We start from the raw sequence: 15,097 nt of genomic DNA, 5'->3' as shown, positions 1-15,097 counted from the left end.
TGAGAACGCGCGGCCCGAGGGTCGCCGAAGTACGGACGGATCAGGCCTTTGGTCTTCAAACGCCGCGACAGACGGCCCCTGCTCAGGATCGTGTTGGAGTTCTTCTGGCCGCGTGGCGGCTGGGCCCGCGCCGCCCGTTATATCCAGCACCGCCTGCACCGTCTGCCCGATCCGCCCGAGAAGATCGCGCGCGGCATCTTCGCCGGGGTCTTCACCACCTTCACGCCGTTCTACGGGCTGCACTTCCTCATCGCCGCATCGCTCGCGTGGATCCTGCGGGGCAACGTCATCGCCTCGCTTCTGGCGACCTTCTTCGGCAATCCGCTCACCTACGTGCCCATCGGCATCGCCGCGCTGCGCACCGGCTACTGGCTGCTCGGGATCGACCGGCACGCGCCGCACCACCGCTCGCTGTTCGAGCAGTTCGGCTATGCCGGCACCGACCTGTGGGACAACCTCTGCGCCTGGCTGCTCGGGGAGCCCACCAACTGGTCGAACCTGCACATCTTCTACGACAAGGTCTTCTATCCCTACATGATCGGGGGCATCCTGCCCGGCATCATAACCGGGCTCGTGGCCTATTATCTTACCGTGCCGGTGATCCGGGCCTACCAGAGCCGCCGGCGCGGCGCGCTGAACGCCAAACTGGCGGCGCTCAAGGCCAAGAAGGCGCGCGAGCGGGGCTCTCCGCCGAACTGAGCCGGACGGGGAGGGGCACCGGAGTGGGAAGCCCATGGAAGGGGAGGCCCATGCGACTGTTTCTGCTGGTGGCGCTGACGATGACGGCCTTCGCTGCCAATTCGTTGCTGAGCCGTGCCGCGCTTGCCTCGGGCGGTATCGACCCGGCGAGCTTCGGCACACTGCGGCTGCTGTCGGGTGCCGTGGTGCTCGCCGCGCTGGTGCTGATCCGCACCGGCGGCCTGCGTCTTGGCGGGCGCGGACGGCTGGCCGGCGTGGCCGGGCTGTTTCTCTACATCTACGGTTTCTCGGCGGCCTACGCCGGTCTGCCGGCGGGGCTGGGCGCGCTGCTGCTCTTCGGAATGGTGCAGGTCACCATGTTCGGCGGCAGCCTTGCGGGCGGCGAACGGGTGCCCGCGCAGCGATGGCTTGGCGCGGCGCTCGCCTTTGGCGGGCTGGTCTGGCTGCTCTCGCCCGGTGGTGCGGCCGCCCCGAGCCTGCCGCACGCGGCGGCGATGCTGCTCGCGGGGATCGGCTGGGGCGTCTACTCGCTTGCCGGTAGGCTGGCAGACGAGCCGCTGGCCTCGACGGCATCGAATTTCGTGCTGACCGCGGGGCTCGGGCTGCTGGTGCAGGCCGGGCTGACGATGACGGGGCAGGGGGCGGCGGACTGGCAGATGAAAGCGGTCACGCTGGCCGTCGTCTCGGGCGCGGTAACCTCGGGGCTCGGCTACGCGCTGTGGTACACGGTGCTGCCGCGCCTGCCGGGATCTGTGGCCGCCGTGGCGCAGCTCACCGTGCCGCTGATCGCCATGGCGGGAGGCATGGCCTTCCTCGCGGAACCGCTGACGCTGCGCTTCAGCCTTGCCGCCCTGCTGGTGCTGGGCGGCGTCGCGGTGTCCATCGTCACGCGCCGCCCCCGGGCGGGGTAGGGCCAGGGCGCCTCAGTGCGCCTCGGCCCAGTTGCTGCCCTGACCCGCATCCGCGACGAGCGGCACGTCGAGCTTCACGACCGGTTCCGCCGCGCCCTCCATGACAGCGCGGGCGGCCTCGATCAGCGCGTCCTCGGCGCCGGTCTCGACCTCGAACAGCAGTTCGTCGTGGACCTGCAGCAGCATCTTCGCGGGCAGGCCCTCGATTGCCTCGGGCATCCGGATCATCGCGCGGCGGATGATGTCGGCCGCGGTGCCCTGGATCGGCGCGTTGATCGCGGCGCGCTTGGCGAAGCCGGCGCGCGGGCCCTTGGCGGCGATCTCGGGCGTGTGGATCACCCGGCCGAACAGGGTCTCGACCCGCTTGTGTTCCTTGGCGAACTCGGTGGTGTCGTCCATGTAGGCCTTGATGCCCGGGAACCGCTCGAAGTAGCGGTCGATGAAATCCTGCGCGTCCTTGCGCGGAATGCGCAGGTTGCGCGCCAGCCCGAAGCCCGAGATGCCGTAGATCACGCCGAAGTTGATGGCCTTGGCCTGCCGCCGGATCTCGGGCGTCATCTCGTCCATCGGCACGTTGAACATCTCCGACGCGGTCATCGCGTGAATGTCCTGGCCGTCGCGGAACGCCTGCTTCAGGGCGTCGATGTCGGCCATGTGGGCGAGGATGCGCAGCTCGATCTGGCTGTAGTCGAGCGATACCAGCGTCTTGCCCTCGGGCGCGACGAAGGCCTCGCGGATGCGGCGGCCTTCCTCCGAGCGCACGGGGATGTTCTGCAGGTTCGGATCGGTCGAGGCCAGCCGGCCGGTGTTCGCCCCCGCGATCACGTAGGAGGTGTGCACCCGGCCGGTCTCGGCGTTGATATGGCCCTGCAGCGCGTCGGTGTAGGTGCTCTTGAGCTTCGAGATCTGCCGCCAGTCGAGCACCCGCGCGGGCAGCTCGTGCTCGGTCGCCAGGTCCTCGAGCACGTCGGCGCCGGTGCCATAGGCGCCGGTCTTGCCCTTCTTGCCGCCTTCGAGCCCCATCTTGTCGAAGAGGATCTCGCCCAGCTGTTTCGGCGAGCCGACGTTGAAGCTTTCACCGGCAAGCTCGTGGATCTCTTCCTCGAGCTGCGCCATCTTCTGGGCAAAGGCGCCGGACATGCGCGACAGCACGTTCCGGTCGACCTGCACGCCGTTGCGCTCCATCTCGGCCAGCACCGGCACCAGTGGCCGCTCGAGCCCCTCGTAGACGCGGGTGACATGGGCCCGGTGCAGCTGCGGCTTGAAGATCTTCCACAGCCGCAGGGTGATGTCGGCGTCCTCGGCGGCGTATTTCACCGCGTCCCCGATCGGCACCTGGTCAAAGGTCTTCATCTTCTTGCCGCTGCCCAGCAGCGTCTTGATCGGGATCGGCACATGCGAAAGATAGCGTTCCGAGAGCGCGTCCATGCCGTGCGTGTGCAGCCCCGCGTTCATCGCGTAGGACATGAGCATGGTGTCGTCGATCGGCGAGATGTCGATGCCGTAGCGCGAGAACACCTTGGCATCGTATTTCATGTTCTGCCCGATCTTCATCACCGCCGGGTCCTCGAACAGCGGCTTCAGCGCGTCGAGCGCCGCCTGCATCGGCATCTGACCCTCGGCAAGGTCGCCGTCGCCGAAAAGCCCGCCGTCGCTGTCGCCGCGGTGGGCGAGCGGGATGTAGCAGGCCTCGCCCGGCTCGATGCAGAGCGAGATCCCCACGAGGTCGCAGGCCATCTCGTCGAGGCCCGTGGTCTCGGTGTCGACGGCAACCCAGCCGCGTTCGTGCGCGGCGGCGATCCACGGCGCGAGATCCTCGGCCGTCTTCACCCAGACGTAGCTCTCGGGGTCGATGGCGGGCATCTCGGGCGCGTCGTCCTCGGGCGGGTTGGCGCCTTCGGGCGTGGTGTCGGGCAGGACCGGCGCCTCGACGCCCAGCGAGTCCGAGATCCGCTTGGTCAGCGAACGGAATTCCATCTTGGTGAGGAACTCCAGCAGCGTCTCGGGATCGGGCTCCCGCACCTCGAGATCGTCGAGCGTGAAGTCGAGCGGCGTCTCCTCGTCGAGCTGGACGAGCCTTTTCGACAGCTCGATCTGCTCGCGTTTGTCGATCAGCGTCTGCCGGCGCTTGGGCTGCTTGATCTGCTCGGCGTTGTCGAGCAGCTCCTCGAGCGAGCCCCACTCGTTGATGAGCAGCGCGGCGGTCTTGATGCCGATGCCGGGCGCGCCGGGCACGTTGTCGACCGAGTCGCCGGCGAGCGCCTGCACGTCGACCACGCGGTCGGGCCAGACGCCGAACTTCTCCATCACCCCGTCGCGGTCGATGCGGCGGTTCTTCATCGCGTCGAGCATCTCGACCCCGTCGCCGACGAGCTGCATCAGGTCCTTGTCCGAGCTGATGATCGTCACCCGCCCGCCGGCCTCGCGCGCCTGCCGCGACAGGGTGGCGATGATGTCGTCGGCCTCGTAGCCCTCGAGCTCCTTGCAGGCGATGTTGAACGCGATGGTGGCCTCGCGGGTCAGCGGGATCTGCGGGCGCAGATCCTCGGGCATCTCCTCGCGGTTGGCCTTGTACTGGTCGTAGAGGTCGTTGCGGAAAGTGTGCGAGCCCTTGTCGAAGATCACCGCGACATGCGTCGGTGCATCGGGGCCGGCGTTGTCCTCGACGTATTTCTGCAACATGTTGCAGAAGCCCGAGACGGCGCCGATGGGCAGCCCGTCCGACTTCCGCGTCAGCGGCGGAAGGGCGTGATAGGCTCGGAAGATGAAGGCCGATCCGTCGATCAGGTGCAGGTGGCAGCCCTTGCCGAACTGGGTCATGGTCGCGTCTCCCTTGGCCGTGCGCTTCGCCGGTTTGCCATGCCCGCGCGCCGGCTTCCAGCCGGAATGAGAGTCTCACGGCGGCGTGAGGGCGCCTTGCGAGGCTCGGAACCCTGCCGCGCTCCACGGGTTGAACGCCGAGACCGCGCGCATCCCGTGCGGCATCTTCCAGCTTCAAGCCAGGAAAGCCGAACACCATGAAAACCAGTTTCACCGTGAACGGGCAGGCGCAGGAGGTCGAGCACGATCCCCGCCGCACCCTGCTCGACACGCTCCGCGATCAGCTCGGGCTGACGGGCACCAAGAAAGGCTGCGACCACGGCCAGTGCGGCGCCTGCACCGTGCTCGTCGACGGCAAGCGTGTGAATTCCTGTCTGTGCCTCACCGCCCAGCAGGAGGGCACCGACGTCACCACCATCGAGGGCATCGGCACCCCCGAGAAACTCAGCGCGCTGCAGAAGGCCTTTGTCGAGATGGACGGCTACCAGTGCGGCTACTGCACCCCCGGTCAGATCATGTCGGCCACCGCGATGCTCGAGGAGCTGTCGCGCGGCGATCCCTCCTATGTCTCGGAAAGCCTCGACGCGCCGAAGCTGCGCGACGACGGCGAGATGGCCGAGCGCATGAGCGGCAACCTGTGCCGCTGCTCCGCCTACCCGCTGATCCGTGAAGCCATCGCCATGGCGGCGGAGGTGAAATCATGAGGGAATTCGATTTCACCCGCGCGGGCGGCCTGTCCGACGCAGCCGAGGCGCTTGGACCCGAAGCCAGCGTCATCGCCGGCGGCACCAACCTGCTCGACCTGATGAAGATCGAGGTGATGACGCCGCGCGCGCTCGTGGACATCACCCACATCGAGGGGCTTTCCGAGATCACGGCCGAGGGAGAGGGGCTGCGCATCGGTGCGCTCGTCACCAACTCGGACCTTGCAGCCGACAAGCGCATCCGCGCGGGCTGGCCGCTGCTGTCGCGGGCGATCCTCGCGGGGGCCTCGGCGCAGATCCGAAACAAGGCGACCACCGGGGGCAACCTGCTGCAGCGCACCCGCTGCCCCTATTTCTACGACACTTCCACGCCCTGCAACAAGCGCAGCCCGGGTGAAGGCTGTGCCGCCAAGAACGGCGTCGGCCGGATGCTCGCGCTCTTCGGCACCTCTGAGCACTGCCTTGCCGCGCACCCGTCCGACATGGCGGTCGCGATGACCGCGCTCGAAGCCGAGGTCGAGATCCGCAGCGCCGATGACAGCACCCGCCGCGTGCCCATGCACGAGTTCTATCGCGGGCCGGGCGACCGTCCGGACGTCGAGACGGTTCTCGGCGCAGATGAACTCGTCACCGCCGTGATCCTGCCCGCGCCGAAGCCCGACACCCTTCAGAGCTACCGCAAGGTGCGCGACCGCGCGTCCTATGCCTTTGCGCTGGTTTCGGTCGCGGCCATCGTGAAGATGCAGGGTGACACCATCGAGAGCGCGAAACTCGCCTTCGGCAGCGTCGCGCCGCACCCGTGGATGGACCATGACGCCGAGCGGATGCTCGAGGGTAAGGCGCCCTCCGACGCGCTCTTTGCCGAGGTGGCGGACGCGATGCTGCCCGACAGCGCGCCGCATCCGGATACCGAGTACAAGCGCCCGCTGCTGCGCCGCACCCTGATCGCCACCCTGCGCGAGGCCACGGGTCTCGTGCCCGACGCGGCTGGCGTCGATACCGCAAGGAGCCCCGCATGACACGCATGTTCCGAATGGATGAAGCGCAGCCGCGGCTGCTGGACGAAACCGGTCAGGGCGTCATCGGCAAGCCGCTCGACCGCACCGACGGGCCCAGGAAGGTCTCGGGCACCGCGCCCTATGCCGCCGACGGGCTGCCCGATGGCGCCGCGCATGGCGTGCTGGTGCGGGCCACGATCTCTCGCGGCCGGGTGACCGACATCGACCAGGGGCCGATTGCCGACATTCCGGGTCTGCTGTGCGTGCTCGCCGACGAGCGGATGCTGCGCAACCCCGCGCAGGGCATGGCCGGTGCCGCCCCGGTCCAGCCGGGCGCCGAGGTGCATTACTACGGACAGCCCATCGCGCTGGCCGTGGCCGAGACCTTCGAGGCGGCACGCGATGCGGCGCAGCGACTCAAGGTGAGCTACGAGACCGAGGACGGCGTCGAGACCCGGCCCGACATGGCCAGCGAACTCGAGGTCGGCGACCCTGAAACCGCTGGAGATTTCGATACGGCCTTCGCCGAGTCCGAGGTGACGATCGACAGCCATTTCACCACCGCGCCGCATGCGGCGGCGGCGATGGAGCCGCATGCCTCGATCGCGGAGTGGGACGGGGATACCGTCACGCTGCACAGCTCGCTGCAGATGCTGCGCTTCAACAAGAAGGAGCTTGCGGACTCGCTCGGGATCGACCCGGACAACGTGCGCATTCTCTCGCCCTTCATCGGTGGCGGCTTCGGCTCGAAGCTGGGCCTCGGTCCCGAGGGCGTCGCGGCGGCGCTGGCGGCGAAGAAGCTCGGTCGTCCCGTGCGCGTCGTGATGACCCGGCAGAACGTCTTCGATGTCGTGCTGCGCCGCACCGAGACCGCGCAGCGCGTGCGCTTCGGCGCCGACAAGGATGGCAAGATCCGCGCGATCTCGCATGACGACCGGGTGTCGAACATCGAGGGCGAGGGCTTCGCCGAGCCGGTCACGCAGGCGTCGCAGTTCCTCTACGGTGCCGACGGTCTCAGCTTCACGCAGACGCTTGCCCGCATCAGCCGCGCGCCGACTGGGTCGGTCCGCGCTCCCGGTGAAGCGGTGGGCATGCTGGCCTTCGAGGCGGCGATGGACGAACTGGCCGAGAAGCTCGGCATCTGCCCGGTCGAGCTGCGCCTGAAGAACCTGCCCGAAACGCACCCGATGACGGGCCAGCCCTACAGCGCCCGCCGCCTGGCGGACTGCCTGAAGGATGGCGCCGAGCGGTTCGGCTGGGCCGACCGTGGCGCGCCGCGCAGTCGCCGCGAAGGCGACTGGCTGATCGGCATGGGCGTCGCCTCGGCCGCGCGGTCGAACACGCTGGTGCCCTCGGCGACCCGCGTGCGCCTCAAGGGCGATGGCGCGGTGGTCGAGACCGACATGACCGACATCGGCACCGGCAGCTACACGATCCTCGGCCAGGTGGCCGCCGAGATGCTGGGCCTGCCCATCGAGAAGGTCGAGGTGCGCCTTGGCGACACCGACCTGCCGGGCGCCTCCGGCTCCGGCGGCTCCTTCGGGGCGAACTCGGCGGGCTCCTCGACCTTCCTCGCGGCCAAGCAGATCCGCGAGAAGATCGCCGAGATGCTCGGCTGCCCGTCCGATGAGCTGACGCTGCAGAACCGCATCGCGCGCGGCGCCAACCGAGAGGTGCCGCTGACCGAGCTGATCGAGGAGGAAATCGTCGAGGAAGCCTCCATCGAAGGCGGCAAGACGGCGGAAAGCCACTTCTCCTCGGGCTTCGGTGCGCATTTCGCCGAGGTCGCGGTGAACGAATGGACCGGCGAGGTCCGCGTCCGCCGGATGCTGGGCGTCATGTCCATGGGCCGCATCCTCAACGAGAAGACCTCGCGCAGCCAAGCGCTTGGCGGGATGATCTGGGGCATCGGCTCGGCGCTGACCGAGGAGATGAGCCACGATCCGCGCACCGGCCACGTGGTGACGCGTGACCTTGCCAACTACCACGTGCCCGCCCATGCCGACGTGCCGGGCGACATGCAGGTGGTGTTCCTCGAAGAGCGTGACGACATGGCAAACCCGATCCAGACCAAGGGGATCGGCGAGCTGGGCATCTCTGGCGCCGGCGCTGCGGTGTTCAACGCCATTGCGCATGCCACCGGCGCGCGGGTGCGTGACTTCCCGGCGCTGCCCGACCGGGTGATCGCCGCGATGGACGGCGCTGCCTGAGGCGCGCATGCCCTGAGTGAATGACGGAACGGCCCGGCATGACTGCCGGGCCGTTTTCTTGTCGGAGGGGGGAGCTGTCGCGTCCCGAACGCCAACGCTCTGATGGCTTGAGGCTCGGGCGTGGCCGTTTCGTCAGTATGAATGCCGAGGACCTCGTGTCCCTTCAGCCACTGCCGATGAGAACCCCCGCCGCCAGCACCAGCGCACCGCCGAGCACGACCTGCATCGAGGCGCGCCAGAAGGGCGTCTCCATGAACTTGTTTTGGATCCAGGCGATGGCCCAGAGCTCGAAGAACACGATGATCCAGGCGATGGTCGTGGCGGTCCAGAAATGCGGGATCAGGTAGGGCAGGGCATGGCCGAGGCCGCCCACGGTGGTCATCACGCCCGACGCGATGCCGCGTTTCATCGGCGAGCCCCGTCCCGACAACTCGCCGTCGTCCGAGGCCGCTTCGGTGAAGCCCATCGAGATCCCCGCGCCGACCGAGGCCGCGAGCCCCACGAGAAACGTCGTCCACGGGTCCTGTGTCGCAAAGGCCGTGGCGAAGATCGGCGCCAGCGTCGACACCGAGCCGTCCATCAGCCCCGCGAGCCCTGGCTGTACCCAGGTCAGCACGAACTGGCGATGCGCAAGCCGATCCTCGTCACTCCGCGCCTCGTCGCCGAGGTGCGCCTCGGCAAGTTCCCCCGCTCGGGTCTCGTGCCCGGCCTCGGCAGCGGCGAGATCGCCGAGCAGCTTGCGGGTCGCCGCGTCGGGGCTGCGCTTCGCCGCCTCGAGGTAGAACCGCCCGGCATCGCGCTCCATGATCTCGGCCTCCTCTCGGATGCGCTCGAGCGACAGGTTCTTCATCAGCCACACGGGCCGCCGTGCGTAGAATCCCGCGACATGCTCGCGCCGGATCAGCGGGATGACTTTGCCGAAGCGCACCCGGAAGGCCGCGATCAGCGCCTTGCGATGGCCGTCCTCTTCCTCGGCCATCCCGTCGAACACCTTGGCCGTGTCCGGGTAGTCGGCGCGCAGCATCTCGGCGTAGCTGCGGTAGATCCGCGCGTCGTCTTCCTCCGAAGAAATCGCGAGCGCCAGGATCTCCTCCTCGCTCAGATCCTTGAAATGGCGGCGTTGAGTGAAAAAGCGCATGTCGAGCCTCTAGTTTGGAATGATTCTAAACTACGGTGCTGCCGCGAAAGCGCAACGGCTTTTTCCCGGCGTCCGTGCAACCGATTGTCGCGGAGACTAGTTTTCCCGGCACAGGGGCGTGATCACGCCCGGCACCGGATCGCTTGCCCGATGGGAGCAGGCCGGTCTAAGGTTGCTGACGAATGGGAGACGAAGCATGCCGGCCAGCACGGTCACCGTCCGGCGTGGACGCAAATACGACCAGGTCCTGAAGGGCGCCCGCGAGGTCTTCCTGCGCGACGGCTTCGAAGGCGCGAGCGTCGACGACATCTCCCGCGCGGCGGGGGTCTCCAAGGCCACGCTCTACAGCTACTTTCCCGACAAGCGCCTGCTGTTCATGGAGATGGCGAGCACCCAGTGCAGGATGCAGGCCGACGAAGCGCTGGTGACGATTGACCTGTCGCAGCCGCCGCAGGTCGTGTTGCCGCAAGTGGGGCGCACCTTCCTCGGCTTCCTGCTGTCGGAGATGGGCCAGCGCGTCTTCCGCATCTGCGTCGCCGAGTCGGACCGCTTCCCCGAGCTCGGCGCCGAGTTCTACCGCTGCGGTCCGATGCGGATGCACCGCGAGGTGAAGCGCTACCTTGGCGAAGCGCAGGCCCGTGGCGAGATCCGCGTGGAGGACAGCGGCCTCGCGGCGGACCAGTTCACCGAGCTCTGCAAGGCCGATCTCTGGTCGAAGTTCGTCTTCGGTGTCCAGACCAGCTTTTCCGAAGCCGAGATCGGTCGGGTGGTCGACGGGGCCGTGACCACCTTTCTTGCCCGCTATGGCGCGCGGCCTGACTGACCGACGCCCGGCGCGCTAGTCGAGGCGCCGGACAAGAAGCTGGTTGCCCGGGCCGCGCTTGGTCTCGAAGACCTTCAGCTCGCCGACGAGATCCGACAGCTTGCGTTTGCCGAAGGTGCGGGTGTCGAAGTCGGGATTGGCGGCGGTGATGAACTGCCCGAGCTGGCCCAGCGTGTACCAGTCGTCTTCCTGCTCGATGGCATCCATCGCGGTGAATATGAGGTTGCGCGCCTCTTCGAGCTTGCCGCTGGGCCGCGGCGCGGTGCTGCCGGTCTTCTGCTCGGGCGCGCCGTCGAGGTTCTCGAGGAAGATGAACCGCTTGCAGGCCTTGCGGAAGGCGTCGGGCGTCTTCTGCATGCCCATGCCGTAGACGTCGAGCCCCTGCTCGCGCAGGCGGCTGGCAAGCCGGGTGAAATCGCTGTCCGAGCTGACCAGCACGAAGCCGTCGAAGCGGTTCGAATGCATGAGGTCCATCGCGTCGATCACCAGCGCGATGTCGGAGGCGTTCTTGCCCACCGTGTTCGCCGGGGAGTGATGCGGCACCAGCCCGAATTCGGCGGAGATCTTCGACCAGCCGGCCAGCTGCTGGCTGGAGAAGTCGCCGTAGACGCGCCGCACGCTGGCCTCGCCCATCGAGGCAAGCTCATCGAAGATGGCCTTGGTGTATTTCGGCGAGGTGTTGTCGGCGTCGATCAGGACGGCGAGCAGGCGGGTGTCTTCGGGCACGAGGTCTCCTTTCGGCGGGTCAGTCCGCACGTCGGGACTTATTACATGAGCGGCGCGGCGACAGAACCCTTTTCACTCTGTCGGAACGCGGCGCGAGACGGGCGGTTCCGGTCGACCTCGGGGCAGGCGGGATCGAGCGGGATCAGGCCTGTCCCTCGGTCTCGATATGGATCACCGCCCCGCAGTGCTTGCAGTGCACCGCGTCGGCGTCATGCAGCGACAGGCCGCAGTTCTGGCAGGTCTGCCGGACCTTGAGCGGCCGGAACAGCACCTGCGCGAGCCGCAGGAACAGGGTGACGCCGCAGATCATCACCACGACCGAGATCGCCCGTCCCAGCGAGCCCTTGAGGGTGATGTCGCCGAAGCCCGTGGTGGTGAGCGCGGTTACCGTGAAGTAGAGCGCGTCGGCATAGTTGTCGATCTGCTCGTTGCGGCCGTGCTGCGTGGCATAGACCAGCCCGGTCATCACGAAGATGAAGACCACGAGGTTGATGCCCGCGACGAAGACGTCCTGGTTGTGGCGGAAGAACGGGAAGTCGGACCGGAGCCGTTTCATCAGCTGGTAGGTGTGCAGGAAGCGCAGCGTCCGCACCACCCGCAGGAACCCCAGCCCCTCGCCCGCGAGCGGTGCAAGAAACGAGACGATGGACACCATGTCGGCCAGCGTCACCGGCTGAATCAGGAACCGCCACCGGTTCGGCGCGATGGCAACGCGGGCGATGAAATCGGCAAGGATGAGCACGCCGAAGACCGCATCGATTCCCTCGACCACGCGCCCATGATCGGTAAACGAGGTGACGATCACGAAAAGGATCGTGACGATATCGAAGAACAGAACGGCATAGCGAAAGCGATAGGCGCGATGGCTCTCGCCCTCGTAGAGTTCCCTCAGGGTGTTCAGAAACCTGTCTTTCATGCCGCTCCGGTCCTTGCCTCCGTCCAGCAGCTATACGCGTGCCCGACGGTCCCGGGCAAGGAGAAGGCCCCTTGGGTCGGCTTGCAATGGTGCATAGGGTCAACAGGCGCGCGGCCTGGGGCAGATCAAGCCGCCTGACTGCCCAGTCCTCTGCGCACGCGGCCGACGCGCCGCCGCACCCGCAAGGCTGCAACGCGTCGTACACTCGGGCGCAGGATGTTTTGTCCGCTCAACCGGAAACGGTCAGGCTCGAGCCATTTCGGCCTGCGCCCCCCTCAAGCATGCCATGCTGCTTTTACCCGCTCCCGACGCCTCCCGTCGACAGCCAACCGCCACCTGGCATAGGCTAGACCCGAGCAGCCCGACATCCGCCGGGACGAGGCGCAAGCGTCAGGCCCTTCTTCTCTTTCAAAATACCTCGGGGGGAGTCCGGGCCGTGCCCGGACGGGGGCGGAGCCCCCGGGTCCGACCGGGCGCAGCCCGGTCGGACGTCTCTCTCGCCCGACGGCATCCAGCCTTGCCGAGGCTCGCCTCGAGACACGCCCTCGAGCGAAGGGCCAAACACTTGAGCCAATCGGCTCCTCCAGACCTGCCACAATCCTAATGAAATAAAAAAAGCCCCGCCGCGCGGAGGGCGCGGCGGGGCCATGTGTCGGATCCCGTGCCGAGATCAGTCGGCGGTCAGAAGCGGCGGGCGCTTTGAGGAGAGCCGCAGCTTGTCGGGGCCGTCGATGGTAAGCGACAGCTGGCCGTCCTTCACGCCGACCTTGACCACGCCGCCCTTGGTGAGCTTGCCGAACAGCAGCTCCTCGGCCAGCGGCTTCTTCAGGTTCTCCTGGATCACCCGGCCCAGAGGGCGGGCGCCCATGCGGTCGTCGTAGCCCTTGTCGGCGAGCCATTCGGCCGCCGGCTTGGTCAGCTCGATGGTCACGTTGCGATCCATGAGCTGCGCCTCGAGCTGAAGGACGAACTTCTCGACCACCGAGAGGATGACCTCCTTCGGCAGCGGCTGGAAGCTGATGACCGCATCGAGACGGTTGCGGAATTCCGGCGTGAAGGTCCGCTCGATGGCGGCGGTGTCCTCGCCCGTCCGGCGGTCGCGTGCGAAACCGATTGCCGCCTTGGCCTGCTCCGCGGCACCCGCGTTCGAGGTCATGATGAGGATCACGTTGCGGAAGTCCACCGTGCGCCCGTTGTGGTCGGTCAGCGTGCCGTGGTCCATCACCTGCAGCAGGATGTTGTAGACATCCGGGTGCGCCTTCTCGATCTCGTCGAGCAGGAGCACGCAGTGCGGGTGCTGGTCCACGCCGTCGGTGAGCTGGCCGCCCTGGTCGAAGCCGACGTAGCCCGGCGGCGCGCCGATCAGGCGGCTGACCGCGTGCTTTTCCATGTATTCCGACATGTCGAAGCGCAGCAGTTCGACGCCCAGCGTGCTGGCGAGCTGGTTGGCCACCTCGGTCTTGCCGACGCCGGTGGGGCCGGCGAAGAGGTAGTTGCCGATGGGCTTCTCGGGCTCGCGCAGGCCGGCACGGGCCAGCTTGATCGATGCCGACAGCGCCTCGATCGCGGTGTCCTGACCGAAGACCACGCGCTTGAGCGAGGCTTCGAGGTCCTTGAGCACCTCGGCATCGTCCTTGGAGACGTTCTTGGGCGGAATGCGGGCGATCTTGGCCACGACATTCTCGATCTCCTTGGCACCGATGGTCTTGCGCCGCTTGCTCTCGGCCACGAGGTGCTGCGCCGCGCCGGCCTCGTCGATGACGTCGATGGCCTTGTCGGGCAGCTTGCGGTCGTTGATGTAGCGCGCCGAAAGCTCGACCGCCGACTTGATCGCGTCCGCCGTGTACTTGATCGAGTGATGCTCCTCGAAATAGGGCTTGAGCCCCTTGAGGATCTTCACGGTGTCCTCGACCGAAGGCTCGGTCACGTCGATCTTCTGGAACCGGCGGCTGAGCGCGCGGTCCTTCTCGAAGTGCTGACGGAACTCCTTGTAGGTGGTGGAGCCCATGGTGCGCAGCTTGCCGCCCTGAAGCGCGGGCTTCAGCAGGTTCGAGGCATCCATGGCCCCGCCCGAGGTGGCGCCGGCGCCGATCACCGTGTGGATCTCGTCGATGAAGAGCACCGCGTCGGGGTGTTCCTCGAGTTCGGTGACAACGGCCTTCAGCCGCTCTTCGAAGTCGCCGCGGTAGCGGGTGCCGGCGAGCAGCGCGCCCATGTCGAGCGAGTAGATCGTGGTGTTGGCAAGCACGGCCGGCGTGTCACCGTTGACGATCTTGCGCGCCAGGCCCTCGGCGATGGCGGTCTTGCCCACGCCGGGATCACCCACCAGCAGCGGGTTGTTCTTGCGGCGGCGGCAGAGCACCTGGATCGCACGCTCGACCTCGTGTTCGCGCCCGATGAGCGGGTCGACGTCGCCCTTGCGGGACTTCGCGTTGAGATCGACACAGTACTTCCCGAGCGCCGATTCCTTGTTGTCGGAGGGCGCTTCCTGCGACTGGGTCTTGGCTTCTTCCTCGGCCTCCTGCGCGCCCTGCACGGGGCGGGCTTCGCCGTAGGCCGGGTTCTTGGCCACGCCATGCGCGATGAAGTTCACCGCGTCGTAGCGGGTCATGTCCTGCTCCTGCAGGAAGTAGGCCGCGTTCGATTCGCGCTCGGCGAAGATCGCGACGAGGACGTTGGCACCGGTCACCTCGGTGCGGCCCGAGGACTGCACGTGGATGGCGGCGCGCTGGATCACCCGCTGGAAGGCGGCGGTCGGGACCGCCTCGGAGCCCTCGATGTCGGTGACGAGGTTCGACAGATCCTCGTCGATGAACTCCACCAGCGTGGTGCGCAGCTCCTCGGTGTCCACGGAGCAGGCCTTCATCACGCGGGCGGCATCGGGTTCGTCGATGAGTGCGAGCAGGAGGTGTTCCAGCGTCGCGAATTCATGGCTGCGCGAGTTCGCGAGAGCCAGGGCAGCGTGAATGGCCTGTTCGAGGGTATTCGAGAAAGACGGCACGGGCGGCGCTCCTCATTGTCTGCGTCGGGCGGCGAGGCCCAACATTGCCTTCTACAGTTAAAGTTTGGTCGATACCGACCACGCTTCAAGGAATTTCTGAGGCCCCGCCGGTCACATTTAAGTCTTACCAGGCAATCTGGCGTGAAAAGCG

General features: G+C 67.3%; 11 protein-coding genes. 6 read left to right on the top strand and 5 right to left on the bottom strand.

Translation table 11 applies throughout. From position 1 onward, the window contains the following. Positions 1-48 precede the first annotated feature (48 nt). Together D6860_RS06140 and D6860_RS06135 are read left to right on the top strand one after the other, a co-directional pair. Entirely contained in the window at positions 49-699 is a 651-nt protein-coding gene (locus tag D6860_RS06140; protein ID WP_076622590.1) for a DUF2062 domain-containing protein, read from the top strand. Positions 700-749: 50 nt separating this feature from the next. Beyond that, positions 750-1,610 carry a DMT family transporter gene (locus D6860_RS06135; protein WP_076622589.1) on the top strand — a complete coding sequence of 287 codons (861 nt, stop codon included), beginning with the start codon at positions 750-752 and terminating at the stop codon, positions 1,608-1,610. Positions 1,611-1,622: 12 nt separating this feature from the next. On the opposite strand, the gene polA is transcribed toward D6860_RS06135, so the two are convergent. Next, positions 1,623-4,430 carry a DNA polymerase I gene (gene polA, locus D6860_RS06130; RefSeq protein WP_076622588.1) on the bottom strand — a complete coding sequence of 936 codons (2,808 nt, stop codon included), beginning with the start codon at positions 4,428-4,430 and terminating at the stop codon, positions 1,623-1,625. Between the two features lie 197 nt (positions 4,431-4,627). Between polA and D6860_RS06125 the strand changes: the two genes are divergently transcribed. Genes D6860_RS06125 through D6860_RS06115 form a run of 3 tightly spaced genes read left to right on the top strand, consistent with a single transcriptional unit; the run spans position 4,628 to position 8,342 of the window. Further along, positions 4,628-5,134 carry a (2Fe-2S)-binding protein gene (locus D6860_RS06125; protein ID WP_017469750.1) on the top strand — a complete coding sequence of 169 codons (507 nt, stop codon included), beginning with the start codon at positions 4,628-4,630 and terminating at the stop codon, positions 5,132-5,134. Beyond that, positions 5,131-6,153, top strand: a complete 1,023-nt coding sequence (locus D6860_RS06120) for an FAD binding domain-containing protein (protein ID WP_076622587.1) — start codon at positions 5,131-5,133, stop codon at positions 6,151-6,153. Before D6860_RS06125 ends, D6860_RS06120 begins: the two co-directional genes overlap by 4 nt. Continuing rightward, positions 6,150-8,342 carry a xanthine dehydrogenase family protein molybdopterin-binding subunit gene (locus tag D6860_RS06115; protein ID WP_076622586.1) on the top strand — a complete coding sequence of 731 codons (2,193 nt, stop codon included), beginning with the start codon at positions 6,150-6,152 and terminating at the stop codon, positions 8,340-8,342. Before D6860_RS06120 ends, D6860_RS06115 begins: the two co-directional genes overlap by 4 nt. Positions 8,343-8,505: 163 nt before the next feature. Here D6860_RS06115 and mbfA read toward each other — a convergent pair whose 3' ends face one another. Further along, positions 8,506-9,480: an iron exporter MbfA gene (mbfA, locus tag D6860_RS06110; protein WP_076622585.1), complete on the bottom strand. Its 975-nt coding sequence runs from the start codon at positions 9,478-9,480 to the stop codon at positions 8,506-8,508. 196 nt (positions 9,481-9,676) lie between these two features. On the opposite strand from mbfA, the gene D6860_RS06105 reads away from it, so the two are divergent. After that, complete coding sequence (locus D6860_RS06105) at positions 9,677-10,303, top strand: TetR/AcrR family transcriptional regulator (RefSeq protein WP_076622584.1); 627 nt, start codon at positions 9,677-9,679, stop codon at positions 10,301-10,303. 15 nt (positions 10,304-10,318) lie between these two features. On the opposite strand, the gene D6860_RS06100 is transcribed toward D6860_RS06105, so the two are convergent. The 3 genes from D6860_RS06100 to clpA all read right to left on the bottom strand — a co-directional run bounded on the left by D6860_RS06100 (position 10,319) and on the right by clpA (position 14,946). Further along, positions 10,319-11,029 carry an NYN domain-containing protein gene (locus tag D6860_RS06100; RefSeq protein ID WP_017468857.1) on the bottom strand — a complete coding sequence of 237 codons (711 nt, stop codon included), beginning with the start codon at positions 11,027-11,029 and terminating at the stop codon, positions 10,319-10,321. A 142-nt stretch (positions 11,030-11,171) separates the two neighbouring features. Then, positions 11,172-11,945, bottom strand: a complete 774-nt coding sequence (locus tag D6860_RS06095) for a potassium channel family protein (RefSeq protein WP_076622583.1) — start codon at positions 11,943-11,945, stop codon at positions 11,172-11,174. A 670-nt stretch (positions 11,946-12,615) separates the two neighbouring features. Further along, on the bottom strand, positions 12,616-14,946 hold the full coding sequence (gene clpA, locus D6860_RS06090) for an ATP-dependent Clp protease ATP-binding subunit ClpA (protein WP_076622582.1): 2,331 nt from the start codon (positions 14,944-14,946) through the stop codon (positions 12,616-12,618). Positions 14,947-15,097 lie beyond the last annotated feature (151 nt).

This window comes from Salipiger sp. D13, assembly GCF_003703915.1.
GTDB classification, from domain to species: domain Bacteria; phylum Pseudomonadota; class Alphaproteobacteria; order Rhodobacterales; family Rhodobacteraceae; genus Salipiger; species Salipiger profundus.
Note: the sequence above shows the minus strand (reverse complement) of the source record. Positions and strands in the feature narration are given on the sequence as shown.

Bases quoted from the DNA above. Each gene is read 5' to 3' on its own strand.
- D6860_RS06115 (WP_076622586.1), top strand. From the start codon at position 6,150: ATGACACGCATGTTCCGAATGGATGAAGCGCAGCCGCGGCTGCTGGAC.
- D6860_RS06105 (WP_076622584.1), top strand. From the start codon at position 9,677: ATGCCGGCCAGCACGGTCACCGTCCGGCGTGGACGCAAATACGACCAG.
- D6860_RS06125 (WP_017469750.1), top strand. From the start codon at position 4,628: ATGAAAACCAGTTTCACCGTGAACGGGCAGGCGCAGGAGGTCGAGCAC.
- mbfA (WP_076622585.1), bottom strand. From the start codon at position 9,480: ATGCGCTTTTTCACTCAACGCCGCCATTTCAAGGATCTGAGCGAGGAG.
- D6860_RS06135 (WP_076622589.1), top strand. From the start codon at position 750: ATGCGACTGTTTCTGCTGGTGGCGCTGACGATGACGGCCTTCGCTGCC.
- polA (WP_076622588.1), bottom strand. From the start codon at position 4,430: ATGACCCAGTTCGGCAAGGGCTGCCACCTGCACCTGATCGACGGATCG.
- D6860_RS06120 (WP_076622587.1), top strand. From the start codon at position 5,131: ATGAGGGAATTCGATTTCACCCGCGCGGGCGGCCTGTCCGACGCAGCC.
- D6860_RS06095 (WP_076622583.1), bottom strand. From the start codon at position 11,945: ATGAAAGACAGGTTTCTGAACACCCTGAGGGAACTCTACGAGGGCGAG.